20 protein-coding genes are annotated in these 15,974 nt (G+C 72.9%); 7 read left to right on the top strand and 13 right to left on the bottom strand.

Features of this window, described 5'->3' with window-relative positions:
- Nucleotides 1–7: 7 nt before the first annotated feature.
- Nucleotides 8–433: a D-aminoacyl-tRNA deacylase gene (gene dtd / locus ACIBG4_RS22095; RefSeq protein ID WP_397203379.1), complete on the bottom strand. Its 426-nt coding sequence runs from the start codon at nt 431–433 to the stop codon at nt 8–10.
- A gap of 61 nt (nt 434–494) precedes the next feature.
- On the opposite strand from dtd, the gene ACIBG4_RS22100 reads away from it, so the two are divergent.
- Nucleotides 495–1,409, top strand: coding sequence for an asparaginase (locus ACIBG4_RS22100; protein WP_397203380.1), 915 nt, complete (start codon nt 495–497; stop codon nt 1,407–1,409).
- Between the two features lie 32 nt (nt 1,410–1,441).
- Here ACIBG4_RS22100 and ACIBG4_RS22105 read toward each other — a convergent pair whose 3' ends face one another.
- Nucleotides 1,442–1,855 carry an ester cyclase gene (locus tag ACIBG4_RS22105; RefSeq protein WP_310706906.1) on the bottom strand — a complete coding sequence of 138 codons (414 nt, stop codon included), beginning with the start codon at nt 1,853–1,855 and terminating at the stop codon, nt 1,442–1,444.
- A gap of 44 nt (nt 1,856–1,899) precedes the next feature.
- Between ACIBG4_RS22105 and ACIBG4_RS22110 the strand changes: the two genes are divergently transcribed.
- Nucleotides 1,900–2,511 (top strand): TetR/AcrR family transcriptional regulator C-terminal domain-containing protein, encoded by a 612-nt coding sequence (locus ACIBG4_RS22110; RefSeq protein ID WP_397203381.1) that lies wholly within the window; start codon nt 1,900–1,902, stop codon nt 2,509–2,511.
- A gap of 22 nt (nt 2,512–2,533) precedes the next feature.
- Here the strand turns inward: ACIBG4_RS22110 and ACIBG4_RS22115 are convergent, their stop codons facing one another.
- The 3 genes from ACIBG4_RS22115 to ACIBG4_RS22125 form a co-directional block, all read right to left on the bottom strand.
- Complete coding sequence (locus ACIBG4_RS22115) at nt 2,534–3,133, bottom strand: ankyrin repeat domain-containing protein (protein WP_397203382.1); 600 nt, start codon at nt 3,131–3,133, stop codon at nt 2,534–2,536.
- Between the two features lie 161 nt (nt 3,134–3,294).
- Nucleotides 3,295–4,947 carry a DUF2207 domain-containing protein gene (locus tag ACIBG4_RS22120; RefSeq protein ID WP_397203383.1) on the bottom strand — a complete coding sequence of 551 codons (1,653 nt, stop codon included), beginning with the start codon at nt 4,945–4,947 and terminating at the stop codon, nt 3,295–3,297.
- 58 nt (nt 4,948–5,005) lie between these two features.
- Nucleotides 5,006–6,103 (bottom strand): FAD-dependent monooxygenase, encoded by a 1,098-nt coding sequence (locus ACIBG4_RS22125; RefSeq protein ID WP_397203384.1) that lies wholly within the window; start codon nt 6,101–6,103, stop codon nt 5,006–5,008.
- 117 nt (nt 6,104–6,220) lie between these two features.
- Here ACIBG4_RS22125 and ACIBG4_RS22130 point away from each other — a divergent pair, with 117 nt between their 5' ends.
- Nucleotides 6,221–7,156, top strand: a complete 936-nt coding sequence (locus ACIBG4_RS22130) for a TetR/AcrR family transcriptional regulator C-terminal domain-containing protein (RefSeq protein WP_397203386.1) — start codon at nt 6,221–6,223, stop codon at nt 7,154–7,156.
- A 15-nt stretch (nt 7,157–7,171) separates the two neighbouring features.
- Here ACIBG4_RS22130 and ACIBG4_RS22135 read toward each other — a convergent pair whose 3' ends face one another.
- Complete coding sequence (locus ACIBG4_RS22135) at nt 7,172–7,933, bottom strand: alanyl-tRNA editing protein (protein WP_397203387.1); 762 nt, start codon at nt 7,931–7,933, stop codon at nt 7,172–7,174.
- A gap of 278 nt (nt 7,934–8,211) precedes the next feature.
- Here ACIBG4_RS22135 and ACIBG4_RS22140 point away from each other — a divergent pair, with 278 nt between their 5' ends.
- On the top strand, nt 8,212–8,757 hold the full coding sequence (locus ACIBG4_RS22140; protein ID WP_397203462.1) for an SGNH/GDSL hydrolase family protein: 546 nt from the start codon (nt 8,212–8,214) through the stop codon (nt 8,755–8,757).
- Nucleotides 8,758–8,782: 25 nt separating this feature from the next.
- On the opposite strand, the gene ACIBG4_RS22145 is transcribed toward ACIBG4_RS22140, so the two are convergent.
- The 7 genes from ACIBG4_RS22145 to ACIBG4_RS22175 all read right to left on the bottom strand — a co-directional run bounded on the left by ACIBG4_RS22145 (nt 8,783) and on the right by ACIBG4_RS22175 (nt 13,238).
- Nucleotides 8,783–9,151 carry a DUF2516 family protein gene (locus tag ACIBG4_RS22145; RefSeq protein ID WP_310706898.1) on the bottom strand — a complete coding sequence of 123 codons (369 nt, stop codon included), beginning with the start codon at nt 9,149–9,151 and terminating at the stop codon, nt 8,783–8,785.
- A gap of 158 nt (nt 9,152–9,309) precedes the next feature.
- Nucleotides 9,310–9,729, bottom strand: a complete 420-nt coding sequence (locus tag ACIBG4_RS22150) for a hypothetical protein (RefSeq protein ID WP_310706897.1) — start codon at nt 9,727–9,729, stop codon at nt 9,310–9,312.
- Between the two features lie 3 nt (nt 9,730–9,732).
- Entirely contained in the window at nt 9,733–10,227 is a 495-nt protein-coding gene (locus ACIBG4_RS22155; protein WP_310706896.1) for a helix-turn-helix transcriptional regulator, read from the bottom strand.
- 60 nt (nt 10,228–10,287) lie between these two features.
- Complete coding sequence (locus ACIBG4_RS22160; protein ID WP_355435223.1) at nt 10,288–11,193, bottom strand: M56 family metallopeptidase; 906 nt, start codon at nt 11,191–11,193, stop codon at nt 10,288–10,290.
- Entirely contained in the window at nt 11,190–11,546 is a 357-nt protein-coding gene (locus tag ACIBG4_RS22165; RefSeq protein WP_310706894.1) for a BlaI/MecI/CopY family transcriptional regulator, read from the bottom strand. Before ACIBG4_RS22165 ends, ACIBG4_RS22160 begins: the two co-directional genes overlap by 4 nt.
- 110 nt (nt 11,547–11,656) lie before the next feature.
- Nucleotides 11,657–12,502 carry a class I SAM-dependent methyltransferase gene (locus ACIBG4_RS22170; protein WP_397203388.1) on the bottom strand — a complete coding sequence of 282 codons (846 nt, stop codon included), beginning with the start codon at nt 12,500–12,502 and terminating at the stop codon, nt 11,657–11,659.
- A complete protein-coding gene (locus ACIBG4_RS22175) occupies nt 12,495–13,238 on the bottom strand; it encodes an SDR family NAD(P)-dependent oxidoreductase (protein WP_310706892.1) in 744 nt (247 codons plus the stop codon). Before ACIBG4_RS22175 ends, ACIBG4_RS22170 begins: the two co-directional genes overlap by 8 nt.
- A gap of 103 nt (nt 13,239–13,341) precedes the next feature.
- Between ACIBG4_RS22175 and mshA the strand changes: the two genes are divergently transcribed.
- The 3 genes from mshA to ACIBG4_RS22190 are packed head-to-tail and all read left to right on the top strand — an operon-like array spanning nt 13,342 to nt 15,900.
- Entirely contained in the window at nt 13,342–14,619 is a 1,278-nt protein-coding gene (mshA, locus tag ACIBG4_RS22180) for a D-inositol-3-phosphate glycosyltransferase (RefSeq protein WP_397203390.1), read from the top strand.
- 10 nt (nt 14,620–14,629) lie between these two features.
- The gene (locus tag ACIBG4_RS22185; protein ID WP_397203391.1) at nt 14,630–15,118 is read left to right on the top strand and encodes a YbjN domain-containing protein; all 489 of its coding nucleotides are present in this window, start codon (nt 14,630–14,632) and stop codon (nt 15,116–15,118) included.
- 38 nt (nt 15,119–15,156) lie between these two features.
- The gene (locus ACIBG4_RS22190) at nt 15,157–15,900 is read left to right on the top strand and encodes a phosphoglyceromutase (RefSeq protein WP_397203393.1); all 744 of its coding nucleotides are present in this window, start codon (nt 15,157–15,159) and stop codon (nt 15,898–15,900) included.
- Nucleotides 15,901–15,974 lie beyond the last annotated feature (74 nt).

Below are 15,974 nucleotides of genomic sequence, written 5' to 3' on the forward strand. Positions count from 1 at the left end.
TCAGGCGTCAGACGTCGACGATCAGCGTGATGGGGCCGTCGTTGACCAGGGAGACCTTCATGTCGGCACCGAAGCTGCCCGTCTCCACGTGGGCTCCGAGTGCCCTCAGCTCCTCCACCACGGCCTCCACCAGCGGCTCGGCCACGGGCCCCGGGGCGGCGGCCTGCCAGGTGGGTCGCCGGCCCTTGCGCGCGTCGCCGTACAGGGTGAACTGGCTGATGACCAGGAGCGGCGCTGACACGTCGGAGCAGGACTTCTCGCCGTGCAGGACGCGCAGCCCCCACAGCTTGGCGGCGAGCCTGCGGGCCTCGGCGGTCGTGTCGGTGTGCGTGACGCCGACCAGCACCATGAGGCCGGGCTCGTCGATGGCCCCGATCGTCCGACCGTCCACCGCCACGGAAGCCGACGTCACCCGCTGCACCACTGCTCGCATGGGATCCCATTCTGGCGTAGGACGGGCGCTTCGTAGACTCATGGCCGGAAAGGGGCGTGAAATGTCGCTGGTGGTGGAGGTTGTCCGGTCTGGGTTCGTGGAGTCGAGGCATCAGGCGCGGATGCTGACCGTCGGCCCGGACGGCGGCCCGGTGGAGGCACACGGCGCGGTGCACGTGCCGGCGTCGCCGCGCTCGTCGATGAAGCCCCTCCAGGTGCTCGGCATGCTGCGCGGCGGGCTCGACCTGGCGGGCGAGCTGCTGGCGCTGGCCTGCGCCTCGCACGCCGGCGAGCCGTTCCACGTGGAGGGGGTACGGAAGATCCTCGCCGGGGCGGGCCTGGACGAGTCGGCGCTGCGGTGCCCGGAGGATCATCCCGAGGACCGGACGGTGTCCGAGCGGGCCCGCGTCTTCATGAACTGCTCGGGCAAGCACGCCGCCATGCTGGCCACCTGCGTGGCGAACGGCTGGCCGCTCGACACGTACCTGGAGGTCACCCACCCGCTCCAGCGGGCGATCCGCGCCACGGTGGAGGAGCTGACGGGGGAGCGGACGGCGGCCTCCGGCGTGGACGGTTGCGGCGCGCCGCTGTACTTCGTGTCGATGCTGGGGATGACGCGGGCCTTCCGGGCGTTCCCGCTGGGGGAGGCGGGGTCGTACGAGCGGCGGATCTTCGAGGCCGTGACCGCGTACCCGGAGTGGACGTCGGGCACCAGCCGGGTGGAGGTCTCGCTCATGCGCGCCGTGCCGGGGCTGATGCTGAAGTCGGGGGCGGAGGGGTTCGAGGTCTTCGTGTTCGAGGACGGCCGGGCGGGGGCGGTCAAGGTGGAGGACGGGGCGCAGCGGGCCCGCACGCCGGTGACGGTGGCGGCGCTGCGCTCGCTGGGCCTGGACGCGCCGAGCCTGCCCTCCTCGACGCCCGTGCTGGGCGGCGGCCGGGTCGTCGGCGAGCTGCGCCTGGCCTCCTCGCCGGCCTGACGACTCGCAGCCGGTCCCGCGCCGGACGGCTCTCAGTCGGTCTCGGGCCAGTCCCAGGCGAGCTGGAGGAACAGGCCCAGGCGGTCGCTGACCGCGCGGATCTCGCTGATCCTCCCGTCGCGCACCGTGAAGATGAAGATCGCCTCGACGGCGAAGCTCTTGCCGGTGGGCTTCGGCATGCGCGGGTGGTGGCCGGTGTGCGTGCCCGTCATGAGCAGCCGCGCCACGACCCGGTCGCCCTCCTCGACGAGCTCCTCGACCGAGAGGTGGAAGGGGTCGAACGCGTCGAGCTGCATCTTGATGCCGTCGAACGCGGCGCCGGGGACGTCGGGCTCGCCGAAGATCATCTTGTTGTGGTCGACGACGTCGGCGGCCATGAAGGCGGGCAGGTCGTCCAGGCGCCGCCCGTTGACGGCGGTGATGAAGTCGCGGACCAGAGTTCTCACGGTGACCTCGCTCTCTTACGGTGTAAGGCTTTATCTTACGGTGTATGAAACGAGCGGGACTGTCAAGGGAGAAGATTCTGGACGCGGCCCTCGACCTGGTGGACCGGGAGGGCATCGCCGCGCTGTCCATGCGCAGACTGGGCAAGGAGCTGGGCGTCGAGGCGATGACCCTCTACTACTACCTGCCGAACAAGGACGCGGTCCTCGACGGCCTCGTGGACCGCACGCTGGCCGGTGTCGCCGTGCGGCCGGAGGGGCCGTGGCGGGAGTGGGGGCGGGCGTTCGCGCTCTCGCTGCGGGCGGCGCTGCTCGCCCATCCCGCCCTGCTGCCGCTCGTCGCCACCCGCCCCGTCTCGACGCCCGGCGGCCTGGACACCGTCGAACGGGTCGCGCGGGCCCTGGTCGCCGAGCGTTTCAGCCCCACCGACGCGCTCCACGTAATCACCACGCTGGCCACGTTCGTCATCGGGCAGGTGCTCGCGGAGGCCGGCCGGACGCCGGGACACGACGGGCCCGACCCCGAGCCGCGGTTCGACCCTGCGCGCCACCCCGTCGTCGGACAGGCGCTGGCGGCCGGGCTGGGCACCGCGCGGGACCACGAGGACCGCTTCACCTACGCCCTCGACGCGCTCCTGTCGGGGCTGGCCCCGCGATAGCGCACGGAGGGTTTCCGCCGGCTCACAGGCGGGGGTGCGTGGCGTCGCGCAGGACGGCGGCGATCTCCAGGTGTCCCTTGGCGACCGCGTGCTCGAACGCCGAGACCCCGTCCCGGTCGGTCCGGCGCGGGTCCGCCCCGGCCGCGAGCAGCAGCCGGACGATCTCCTGGTAGCCCTCCGAGCCGTCGCCCGCGATGACCGCCTTCAGCAGCGCCGTCCGGCCCAGGTCGTCGGTGTGGTCCACGTCGGCGCCCGTCTCCAGCACCGCGCGCACGTAGCCGGTGTGGCCGCGCTCGCAGGCCGTGATGAGCGCTGTGGCTCCGTTGCGGTCGGTGCTGTTCACCTCGGGCCCGGCGCGCAGCAGCACGCGCAGCATGGCCACACTGCCCGTCACCCCGCTGACCAGCCATGGGGTGTCGCCCTGGAGGTCGGCCGCGCCGGGGTCGGCCCGCGCGGACACGAGGAGCTGCGCCACCTCGACGTGGTCGGCGGCGGCCGCCAGCAGCAGCGGGGTGCGGCCCCGGGCGTCGCGGGCCTCCAGATCGGCGCCCTCGGTCACGGCCTCGCGCACGGCGACGGGGTCGCCACTGGCCGCGGCTGTCAGCAGTTCCTCGTCGCGCACGCCTGATCCTTTCACGCTGGCGTCCGCCGGCCGCGGCAGGCCCGCCCGGAGCCGTCGGCGCGCCGTCCGTTCCCGCCGTCCACCGGGTCGCCTACCCTCCGGTACGCCCTCCGCACCCCGCTGACCAGGCGAATCGGAGGGAGAAGGCCGGCGGCGACCGGTCAGAGGGTGCGGAACTGGCGGGTCGCCGAGATGGCGCCCGAGGTGGTGGTCGTGAACGTGCGCATCGAGCCCGCGAACTTCGACAGGTCCCACTCCGCCGGCCCGTGGTACCAGTACAGGTTGTCGGCCTCCCGCCCGTTGCCCGTGACCGAGGCGACGATCCGCGACCAGTGCTCCACCCCGTCGAAGATCACCGCGTACGGGAGGTAGCGGGAGAACAGCTCCACCCGGTGCTGCTCCGGCACCTCGCCCAGGTCGCCCGAGAACAGGTACTCCCGGAACGCCAGCGTGTGCGCCAGCGCCGCCGACCCGCGGGCCGTCTTGGCCGGCATGTACTGCCCGCCCACGGCCAGCGCCCCACCCGCGATGACCAGGGCCAGACCCAGCAGGCCGTACGTCGTGAGCCAGGCGAGCGCCACGGTGGCGAGCAGGCCCACGCCGATGAGCACCACGCCGGTCAGCGTCCACCGGGTGCGCTCGGTGTCGGGGCGGCGGGCGAACCAGCCCTGCCTGACCACGTCGGCGTACAGGGCGTCGCGCACCTCGCCGAGGTGGCTGGCGAACGAGCCGGACAGCTGTGACAGCAGGACCGCGTCGCGCCCGTCGAAGATCGCGTCGTAGAGCGCCCGCTCGTACGGCAGCAGCGCGGCGGGGTGCCCCGACGGCACCCTGACCAGCATCCAGTCGGGCGCGTCGTAGGTCTGCCGGGGCTGCTCGTCGATCCGCAGGAACCCGCGCACGGCCAGGTCCACGATGGTCGCCGTCACGTCCACCACGTCGGCCTGCTCGTCCACGAGCGTGCCGATCTGGCCGGGCCGCACCCCGTCGGGCGGCGAGAAGTGCCCGTTCTGCACCGGCACGGCCGCGCCCTGGTCGTGCTCCTTGCCGTGGGCCACCACCCTGGCGTCGCGCCCGCGCGTCCAGTACAGCAGCCCCAGGCCGCCGAGCAGCAGCACGAGGAGGGCGGCGAGCGCGCCGCCGGTGACGGTGTTCAGGGCGAACGCCGAGGTCAGCGAGAAGCGCCGGTCGAGGATCGGTGCCCCGGCGGCGGAGTCCTCGGGGTAGGCGACGACGACGGTGAGCGCCTGGCCGGGCGCCAGGTTCGCCTGCTCGAAGTCGGCCTCGGTGCCGGTGTGGTTCATGGACGCCGAGGTGCAGCCGACGGCCGAGGTGAGCTCGCCGGCGAAGCACGACAGGCTCTGCACCAGGCCGGGCCCGGCGACCTTGACCGTGGCCTTGGCGACGGGGGCGTTCCAGCCGTTCACCGCGAACCAGCGCAGCTCCCGCACGCCGCCGGCGGGCGTCACCGTGCCCTTGACGTCGTACTCCACCGTGGCGGGCGCGGTGACCGCCAGGACGTCGCCGGACAGCTTGCCGCCCTTGACGTTCGAGATCTGGTACAGCCGGTCGTCGGCGTCGTCGTGGCGGGTCCTGGTGAGGAACGTCCGCTGGAGCGCCCCGGTGACGCCGGAGATCTTCTCGGAGACGTGCAGGGTGCCGTCCTTGCGGAGGGTCATCGTGATCTGGTCGGTGATCCCCGCGCGGGCGGCCTGGGCCGGGGCCGGGGTGGTCGCGAGCAGCGCCGCCCCCAGGGCAGCTGATGCCAGAACGGCGGCGCTCGTGGCGGCCGGCGCACGCCTGAATCCCGTCATGGCCGGACATCGTAGCGGCAACCGGCGCGCCGCCTTCGCGGTGATCAGGGGGACCGGGTCAGCGGTCGAGGGAGATGGCCGTGGCCGCCCGCCGCACGCTCTCGTCGGAGGCGGGGCCGCCGGGGTTCTCCGTGGCCAGCTCCTGGTTGAGCCGGACGAACGGCCGCATCCGCTCCTCGTACCGGTCGAACGCCCCGTCCCGGTCCGCGCCCAGCTCCTCCGCCAGCACGTACGCCCCCACCATGGCCAGGCTGGTGCCCTGCCCCGAGAGCGGCGAGGCGCAGTAGCCCGCGTCGCCCAGCAGCGTCACCCGCCCCGTGGACCAGCGGTCCATGTGGATCTGGGCCATGGCGTCGAAGTAGAAGTCGTCCGCCTCCCACATGGCCTTCATCAGCCGCGGCGTCTCCCAGCGCAGCGCCGAGCAGTGCTCCTCGACCAGCCGCTTCTGCGCGTCGACGTCGCGGTGGTCGTACGCGATGGGCCCGGCGCCGAAGCCGGCGTTCACCCGGATCGTGGCGTTGCCGGGGGCGCTGTGGACGCCGTAGCCGGCGTCCCCCTCGCGGTGCCAGACCTGCCAGCGGTCGAGGTCGAGGAAGTTCGGCGCGCTGTAGATGGAGACGTACATGCCGAGGTGGGCGACGAACTGCGACTCGTCGCCGAACGCCAGCGCGCGCACGTTGGAGTGCAGCCCGTCGGCCCCGATGACATAGCTGAACCGCCGCCGCCCGCCGCTCTCGAACGTCACGTCCACACCGTCGCCGTCCTGCTCCAGCGCGGTGATCGAGTCGCCGTAGATCGTCTCGGCGTCGCGGGCGGCTCCGGTGACGACGGCGACGAGGTCGTCGCGCATGATCTCGATGTCGTCCCCGTCCAGCCGGCCGGCGCTGACGGTGCGCTCGGTGGTGCGCATGGTCTCGTTGCCGTCGCCGTCCACCATGGACATGCCGCGCATGTCGGTCTTCAGGGCGAGAGCCTGCTCCAGGATGCCCATCCGCTCCGCGACGGTGACGGCGGCGCCCCGGAGGTCAACGGCCTGGCCGCCCCGGCGCGGGGCGGGCGCGCGCTCCACGATCGTCACGTCGAAGCCGTGCCGCCCCAGCCAGTACGCGAGGACGGGGCCGCCGATGCCGGCGCCGGAGACGAGGACGGTGTTCATGTGATCCCCTTTAGCTGTATGGACGCTGTACGCCGCTGAATGTACGCCGTATTTTGACCACATGCAACCAGGTCCATGCGTTATACTGTACTAGTACAGCTATGACCAGGAGGTTCGATGCCCGCTCCGCCGTACCTGCGGATCGTCGAGGACGTGAAGGCCCGCGTGGCCCGCGGTGAGCTCAAGGAGGGCGACCGCGTACCCTCCACCCGTCAGCTCGCCCAGGACTGGGGCGTCGCGCTCGCCACGGCCGCCAAGGCGCTCACCGCGCTCGCCCAGGAAGGCGTGGTCAGGGCGGAGCCGCGCGTCGGCACGCTGGTGACCTCGTGGCGGCCGGGAGCCGCCCAGCGGGCCCCGATGCCGCCCGCCCGGCGGTCCGGTGGAGGGGAGCACGAGCTGACGCGCGAGCGCGTCGTCGGCGTGGCCGTCGAGATGGCCGACGCCGAGGGGCTGGCCGCCGTCTCCATGCGGGGCGTCGCCGGGCGGCTCGGCGTGTCCACCATGTCGCTCTACCGCCACGTGCGGAGCAAGGACGACCTCGTCGGGCTGATGACCGACGCCGTGATCGCGGAGTTCCCGCTGCCCGACGAGCCGCCGCCCGGCTGGCGGGCGCGGCTGGAGGTGTCCGCGCGCCTGCAGTGGACCGCCTGCCGCCGGCACCCGTGGCTGGCGTGGGTCACCTCGCTCACCCGGCCGCGGCCCTCCGCAGGGCTGCTCCGGCACACCGAGTGGGCGCTGGCCGCCCTCGACGGCCGCGGCCTCGACCCGGTCACGATGATGCAGGTGCACATCCTGCTCTACAGCTACGTCCAGGGCATCGCGGCCAACCTGGAGCTGGAGCAGCAGGCGCAGGCCACCACCGGCCTGACCGACGACGAGTGGATGGACCAGCACGCCGCCTACCCGGCGCTGACCGCGCTGGGCGGCTATCCCACGTTCACCCGGGTGGTCGAGGACATGGGCGGCGACTTCGAGCTGGACCTCGACCGGCTCTTCGAGTTCGGGCTGCGCCCGCTGCTCGACGGCCTGGCGCGGGTCGTCGAAGGGCGGTGAGGCGGCGGGCGGAGGTCAGTCGCAGATCTCGACGCGGACGCGGCGGAAGCCGCGGCCCTTGCTCTCGATCTTGGCCACCCGCAACCTGCCGATCTGCCTGGTGGAGGCCACGTGGGTGCCGCCGTCGGCCTGCGTGTCCAGCCCGACGATGTCCACGATCCGGACGTCGCTCACCGACTCCGGCACCAGGTTGGTCGCGGTGCGGATGATGTCGGGGATGGCGAACGCCTCCTGCCGGGGCAGGACCCGCACGTCGATGCGCCGGTCGGCCTGGATCTCGGCGTTGCACGCGGCCTCCACCGCGTCGCGGAACCCCGGCGGCACCTCCGGCATGTTGAAGTCCATGCGGGCCACGCCGACCGTGCCGCGCTCGGGCACGATCGCGGGCTCCATGTTGCCGCCCGTCACCAGCGAGCCGTAGTCGCGGAAGACCACCCCGCACAGCACGTGCAGCCCCGAATGGGTGCGCATGAGGGCCGAGCGGCGCTCGTCGGCCACGGCCGCCAGGACGGTCGTGCCCGCCGGCGGGATCGGGTCGCCCTCGGCGGGGACGAGCTGGAGGTCGTCGCCCTTGCGCACGCCGGCGATCCGCGTCTCCACGCCCTGCCAGAGCAGAACTCCGTGATCGGCGGGCTGGCCGCCCCCGCCCGGATAGAATGCCGACCGGTCCAAGACGATTCCGTCGGGCGTCGCTTCGAGGACGACCGCCTCGAAGTCGCGAAGGCTCTGGTCGGACAGTTCCAGCCTTCGCGTGCGTCCATGGAGGTCGATGGTCATGGCGGCAGCCTAGAGCTCCTGAGGTGGCGATGCGCGACCGGGTGCGTTCCCCCCTGACCGCATCGGCCGCGCTGCTCCTGGCGATATGTCCACTGATATCGGGATGCGCGAGTTCCGCGGAGTCGCAGGGCGCCACCAGCTCGCTCAGGGCGTCGTCAGGCGCCTCGTCCACGCGCCGCGCGGACGCTTCCGCCCCCGCGCCCCCGTCCCGCCGCGAGGACGCTTCCGCCCCCGCACCAGCGCCTCCGCCCCGCCGCGAGCCCGGTGCGGCGCCGGTGATGATGGTCGTGGGCGACAGCTTCACGGTCGGCTCCGGCCCGGTCCCGCAGTGGCGGGCCTACGCGTGCCAGGCCGCCCGCCTGCTCGGCTGGCAGCCGGTCGTCGCCGGCGCGGGCGGGACCGGCTTCCTCAACCGGGGGCGCGCCGGGCGCACGTTCCAGCAGTCGTACGAGGACGAGCTGTCCTGGCGCCCCGCCCCCGACGTGCTCGTCGTCTCCGGCGGTCACAACGACCAGCGCTGGACCACCGGGCAGCTCGGCCGGGCGGCCACCACGCTCGTGCGCGACGCCCGCGAGCACTGGCCCGCCACGAGGATCGTCGTCGTCGGCCCCATCTGGCTGGGGAAGGTCCCGCCCAAGGCCCTGCGGGTGCGCGACACCCTGGCCGGGGTCGCCCGGGAGGAGGGCGTGGAGTTCCTCGACCCGTTGCGGAGCCGGTGGGCCGGCGGCGACCCGTCGGGCGTGGTGCTGCCCGACGGCGTCCACCCGACGCGGGCCGGACACCTCATGCTGGCCCGCTGGCTGGCTCGCGCGCTGCGCAGCTAGCCGTGCCGAGGGGGACGGCCCGGGGTCACCAGGGTCCGTAGGGGCCGTTGTTGCCGCCGCGGCCCATGCCCTTGACGGCCGGCTTCACGTCCACGATGTAGACCACGGCGGCGATCACCGCGATGATCGAGAAGAAGCTGACCGCGCCGAGCCCGATGAACTGCAGCCCGCCGACGAGCAGGAACGCGTTGAGGAACGACCACGCGCCCGCCAGCGAGAACAGCGTCGCCAGCGCGAGGATGATCAGCCAGATGTTCTTCTTCAGCTTGCCCGCGGCGACGAACGCGGCCGGCGGCACCCGCAGCGCGTGCAGCAGCCCGTAGGCCGACATGCCGAGGATGGCGACGGCGAGCAGCAGGAAGAGGAAGTTCAGGCCGCCGTTGACGATGTCCATGTGTGCGCTCCGCCTCACGCTCGCGATGAATCGGGCCCCAGCCTAATAGCCGGGGCGGCCCGCCGAGCACCCGCGCGACGGCCATCGCCCCGGAACGGGGCGCCACGGCATGCGAGAGGCCCGCCCCCGTGACGGGGACGGGCCTCAGGCGGCAGGCGTCAGGACTTGGCCTTGGGGGTGGTGCGGGTCTTGCGGGCCGGGGTGACCGGGGTGGCGACGGGCGGCTCGGCGGCCTCCGACACCTCCTCCAGCTCCAGCGCGGCCTCGCCGCTCACCTTGCTGACGGCCTTGCGGCCACGGGAGGCGAAGTCCTCGTAGGCCACGGTGGCGCGCTGGGTGAGCTGGTCGGCGTAGCCGCGGGCCTTCTCCGGCAGCTCCTTGGCGAAGCCCTCCGCCTTGTCGGCGTAGGTGCGAGCCAGCTCGGGCAGGTCCTTGCCGAGCTCGGGCCGGCGCGCCTGCAGCTTCTGGAGCTGCTCGGGGAGCTCGCGCAGCTTCTCGACGGCGTAGTCGCCGACGCCCGCGACGGCGTAGAACGGCTTGGACTCGGTGAGCTTCTTGACCTCGGTGGCGAGCGTCATGGGTTAACCTTCCTTGGTTTCCTGGTTGACGGTGCCGTTGTCGGTGGATGCCGCGTAGGGCTCAAGAGCGGCGAGAAGCTCCTCCGGCAGCGGCTGCTCGTCGTCCGTGACGGAGCCGCTCCGGGGATGAGCTTTCTGGGAGGTCTGCTCATCTCCGGCGCGCTTCTCCTTGCGGAACGACTCATAGATATCAATCAGCACCTGGCGTTGCCGCTCGGTGAGATGCGTGTCGGCCCTGATGGCGGTGACGACGTCGCTCGGGGTCTCACGGTCCTCGATGAGGCCGGCCTGCACGTAGAGCGCCTGGGCGGAGATGTGCAGGCCCTTGGCGATCTGGTTGAGGATCTCCGCGCTCGGCTTGCGCAGGCCGCGCTCGATCTGGCTGAGGTAGGGGTTGGAGACCCCCGCCGCCGCGGCGAGCTGACGCATCGAGATCTTCGCCTGCGTCCTCTGCTCGCGGATGTACTCGCCGATCGAACCGACCTTCGGTAGTGCCATGCCTCTATTGTGCGTCACCCTGCTTGCAATTGCAAACGAAGTGGCTAACACCAGCAAGCACTAGAGCTGGTAGATCCACAGGAGCGGAGCGGACGTGACCAACGTCACGGACAGCGCGACGGCGCCGTAGCGGAGACTCGCCGGGAGCTCCGGCACCGGCTTGAGCAGCCGGTCGACCCGGGCCATGAGGTTCTGGGCGCCGACGCCCAGCATGCCGCTCGGCGTCGGCATCGCCCCGGCCGTACCGAACCTGAGCAGCGCGGTCGCGAGCCGGCGCGGCGAGCAGTAGCGCCGGGCGCGGTCGTCGGCGGCCATCTCGATGAGCAGCTCCACCTGGGCCTGCGCGTCGCAGACGACCTTCGACCAGGGCAGCGCCCTGCGCAGCGCACCGAACGGCAGCAGCACCAGGTCGTGCCGCTCGCGCACGTGGGCCGCCTCGTGGGCGAGCACCGCGGCCATCTCGTCCTTCGACAGCAGGCTCAGCGCGCCCTGGCTGACGACCACCTGCGAGCGCAGGCCCGGCACGCAGTAGGCGGCGGCGCTGGGGTGGTCGAGCACGCGGACGCCGGGCAGCACCGGGTCGTCGTGGGAGATCAGGGCCAGCAGCATGCGGTGCCGGCGGCGGGCCCGCAGCGCCTGCACACCCGCGGTGAGCAGCACCGCGACCAGCACGGCCAGCGCGGTGAGGCCGGCGATCATCGCCACCACGTGCAGCGGGTCCCACGCCTCGCGCGGGGACCGGCCGGCGGCGAAGGAGACCAGCCCGTGCAGCACGCCCTCGCCGTACGGCTGGACGGCGAAGGCCAGCATCGAGCCGGTGGTGGCCATGCCCCAGGACACGCCCAGGGCCTGCCAGAGGAGGATCGCCGTCCTGGGGGCCCGCGAGGTCCAGCGGGCCGTGGTGAAACGCCAGGAGCCGAGCGCGCACGCCGTGGCGAGCGCTGCCAGCACCGCTGCCGTGGTCACTCGTCCTCCAGCTCCGTGAGGGCTCTTCGCAGGATCTCCGCCTCCGGGCCGGACACGGCCTGGGCGAAGCGGGCGAGGGCGGCCGAGCGGTCGCCCGTCATGTCGAGCGCCTCCAGCATAAGCTCCGCGACGTACGCGTCGCGGGTCGCCGCCGGTTCGTAGCGCCAAGCCCTGCCGTCACGGGTGCGCTGAAGGAACCCCTTGCGGGTGAGACGGTCGAGAACGGTCATGACCGTGGTGGGGGCGAGGTCGCGGTCGGCGATGAGCCGGCCCACCTCGCGGGCGGTCAGCGCCCCGCTCTGCGCCCAGAGGATGTCCATGATGCTGCGTTCCAGCTCGCCGAGACCCTTCACACTCTCCAGCGTAGTACTACGACCTGTCGAGCACGCATCCGATGTCGTGAGACCTCCGGCACACCGGTCGACGATCTTCTCACCCGCCGGCAAGGATCATGCGGAGGCGGTCAGCGGGGGCCCGTCACGGGCGCGACGGCCTGCCACGGCAGCGTGACCTCGCCCAGCCGCCACCGCGCCGCCCCGCCCAGCGGCGCAGCGCGCGGGATGGGCCACGTCCGGCTCAGCATGCCCACCGCCGCCAGCCACCGCTGACGCAGCCCGTGCACTCCGTACGGCGCGCAGACCGCCCAGGCGTGGTCGAAGTCGCGCAGGAAGGCATGGATGCGCTCACCCGGGACGTTGCGGTGGATGAGCGTCTTGGGCAGCCGGTCGGCCAGGTCGGAGGGCCGTTCGAAGGCGTCGAACCGGGCCGACAGCGTCAGCGTGCGCGGGCCCTCGGCGCTCAGCCCGGCCCAGACCGCGCGGTGGCCGACCTCGGACGAGGTGCCCTCCACCAGGACGCCCCCGGGGGCGAGCCGGCCGCGCAGCAGGTCCCAGTAGTGCCACGCCTCCGCCTCGTCGTACTGGCGCAGCACGTTGAAGGCGCGCACCAGGATCGGCGGGCGCGCCACGGGCAGCTCGAACCCGCCGAGCGCGAAGCTCAGCCCCGGCCGCTCGTACGGCTTGGCCAGCGCGACCCGCGCCGGGTCGATCTCGATGCCCGTGACCTCGACGTCGGGCCGCACCCGGCGCAGCCGCGTGAACAGCTCCAGCGTCGTCACGTGGGACGCGCCGTAGCCCAGGTCCACGACCAGGGGCCGCTCGGCGGCGCGGAGCAGGCCGCCGTGCGCCGCGGCGATCCACCGGTCGGCCCGCCGCAGCCGGTTCTGCCCGGTCGTGCCCCGGGTGATCGAGCCGACCGGCCTGCCCGCCGAGCCGGCCGGCCTGCCCGCCGAGCCGGCCGGCCTAGCCACCGACGCGGTGGACCTTGTGCTGGGCGGCCTGCGCGCGGGGACGTATGACGATCCGGTCGATGTTGACGTGGGCGGGCCGGGTGACGCACCAGACGATCGCGTCGGCCACGTCGTCCGCGCCCAGCGGGTCGGGCACGCCCTGGTACACCCGGGAGGCGGCGGCCTCGTCACCACGGAACCGGGTCACCGCGAACCCCTCGGTCCGCACCATGCCGGGGGCGATCTCCACCACCCGTACCGGCTGCCCGACCAGCTCCAGCCGGAGCGTGCCGGCCATGGACGACTGGGCGTGCTTGGCCGCGACGTACCCGCCGCCGCCCTCGTACGGCGTCAGCCCGGCGGTCGAGGTGAGCAGCACGAGCACGCCGTCACCCGACTCGACCAGCTTGGGCAGCAGCGCCTGGGTCACGCGCAGCGTGCCGAGCACGTTCGTGTCGTACATGCTCTGCCAGTCGTCGAGCCGCGCCTCGGCGACGCTCTCCATGCCGAGGGCGCCGCCCGCGTTGTTGACGAGCACGTCGCAGCGCTCCAGCGAGGCGGCCAGCTCGTCCACCGACTCCTGAGAGGTCACGTCGAGTGTGACGGGCCTGATGGAGGGCACCTCTTCGGACAGCCGCTCCAGCCGCTCGCGCCGCCGGGCGCCCGCCACCACGTCGTAGCCCTCCGCGGCCAGCCGCCGCGCCGTCGCCTCGCCGATGCCGCTGCTCGCACCGGTCACCACAGCCGTTCTCCTCATGGGCCACATCCTGCCAGCCCCCTTCACGACTCCCTGCTGTGACCACATGTCGGGAATGCCGGAAAGACCCGGCTGGTTACTTGCCTTTTGGAGGTGATGTCGGGTGAGGCGACGGCCGGTCAACCGGGTCGCGACGATCAGCATGCACACGTCACCGCTGGAGCAGCCCGGCACGGGCGACGCCGGCGGCATGAACGTGTACATCGTCGAGTCCGCCAAGCGGCTCGCCCAGCTCGGCGTGGAGGTGGACATCTTCACCCGCGCCACCGCCGGTGACCTGCCACCCGTGGCCGAGCTCGCCCCCGGCGTCCTCGTCCGCCACCTCACCGCGGGCCCGTACGAGGAGCTCGACCGGGCCGACATGCCGGCCCAGCTCTGCGCGTTCCTGTCCGGCGTCCTGCGCACCGAGGCCATGTACGACCCGGGCCGCTACGACGTCATCCACTCCCACTACTGGCTGTCGGGCCAGGTCGGCTGGCTGGCCAAGGAGCGCTGGGGCGTGCCCCTCGTCCACACCATGCACACCATGGCCAAGGTCAAGAACCGCCTGCTGGCCCGCGGCGACAAGCCGGAGCCGCAGGCCCGCGTCGTCGGCGAGCAGCAGGTCGTGGACATCGCCGACCGCCTCGTCGCCAACACCGCGGACGAGGCCCACGAGCTCGTCGAGCTGTACGGCGCCCCCGAGGACCGGGTCGCCGTCGTGAACCCCGGCGTCAACCTCACCGTCTTCCAGCCGGCCTCCAATGGCGCCTCCCGCCACCGGCTCGGCCTGCCGCAGGACGCCCACGTCCTGCTGTTCGTCGGCCGCATCCAGCCGCTGAAGGCCCCCGACGTGCTGCTGCGCGCCGCCTCCCGCATGCTCATCGAGGACCCGTCGCTGCGCGAGCGCCTCGTCGTCGCCTGCGTGGGCGGCCCCTCCGGCAACGGGCTGGCCAGGCCCTCGATCCTCACCGAGCTGGCCGCGGAGCTGGGCATCGCCGACGTGGTGCGGCTCGTGCCGCCCGCGCCGCAGCATGAGCTGGCCGACTGGTACCGCGCCGCCGACGTCACCGTCGTGCCCTCCTACAGCGAGTCGTTCGGGCTGGTCGCGCTGGAGTCGCAGGCATGCGGCACGCCCGTCGCGGCGGCTGCCGTCGGCGGGCTGCGCACGGCCGTACGCGACGGGGTGTCCGGCGTCCTCGTGGACGGCCACGACTCGCACGAGTGGGCGCGCACCCTGCGCCGCTTCCTGACCTCGCCGCGCTGGCGCGAGGGCCTGTCGGCGGGCGCGCGCACGCACGCCGCCGCCTTCGGCTGGCAGGCCACCGGCTCCCGCCTCAGGGACGTCTACGCCGAAGCCGTCGGCCATCTCCACTCGGTGCCCCTGGCCGTCAACTCATAGGGTGTACGGCATGCGCGATGTCGTCGAAGCCGCGCTCAAGGCCGCGGACGTCTCCTATGACGAGCCCCGGCCCGGAGCCTTCCTGGTGAAGCTGCCCGGCCAGCACAAGCTGGCCACCATGACCTGGCTGATCGTCGGCGAGCAGGCGCTGCACGTCGAGGCGTTCTTCTGCCGCCAGCCCGACGAGAACCACGCCGAGTTCTACAAGTGGCTCCTCGGCCGCAACGGCGGCATGTACGGCGTGCACTTCTCCGTCGACCCCGTGGGCGACGTCTACCTCGTGGGCCGGGTGCCGCTCACGGCCGTCAGCGAGGAGGAGGTGGACCGCGTCCTCGGCTGCGTGCTGACCTACTCCGACGACTGGTTCGACCGGGCGCTGGAGCTGGGCTTCGCCTCGTCGATCCGGCGCGAGTGGGAGTGGCGGGCCAGGCGGGGGGAGTCGCTGGCCAACCTCCAGGCGTTCGCCCGATTCGCCGACCCGGACCAGGTGCGGACCTGACCCGGTGGGGTTCCGGCGGGGCCCCTAGGATTGGCGGCATGGCGACTTTGGTGCTGCTGCGGCACGGCGAGAGCGACTGGAACGCTAAGGGCCTGTTCACCGGCTGGGTGGACGTCAGCCTGTCGGCCAAGGGCGAGGACGAGGCCCGCCGGGGCGGCAGGCTGCTGGTGGAGGCCGGGCTGCGGCCCGACGTGGTCCACACCAGCCTGCTGACCAGGGCCATCCAGACGGCCCAGTTCGCGCTCGGCGAGGCCGACCTGCTCTGGCTGCCGGTGCGCCGCTCCTGGCGGCTCAACGAGCGCCACTACGGCGCCCTGCAGGGCAAGAACAAGGCGCAGACGCGCGAGGAGTTCGGCGAGGAGCAGTTCATGCTGTGGCGCCGCTCCTACGACGTGCCGCCGCCCCCGATCGCCGACGACGACGAGTACTCCCAGGCCGGCGACCCCCGCTACGCGCTGCTGCCGCCGGAGCTCATGCCCCGCACGGAGTGCCTGAAGGACGTCGTGGACCGGATGCTGCCGTACTGGTACGACGCGATCGTCCCCGACCTGGCGGCCGGCCGCACGGTGCTCGTGGCCGCGCACGGCAACTCCCTGCGCGCGCTGGTCAAGCACCTCGACGGCATCGGCGACGAGGAGATCGCCGGCCTCAACATCCCCACGGGCATCCCGCTGCGCTACGAGCTGGACGAGTCGTTCCGGCCGCTGCGCCGGGGCGGCGAGTACCTCGACCCCGACGCGGCCGCGGCGGCCATCACGGCCGTCGCCAACCAGGGCCGCTGAGACCGGCTCACCGCAGAGAACCAGGGCCGCTGAGACCGGCTCACCGCAGAAAAAAGGTGCCGGCCCGCTCGGCG

It is taken from the genome of Nonomuraea sp. NPDC050383 (assembly GCF_044459125.1).
Taxonomy (GTDB): Bacteria; Actinomycetota; Actinomycetes; order Streptosporangiales; family Streptosporangiaceae; genus Nonomuraea.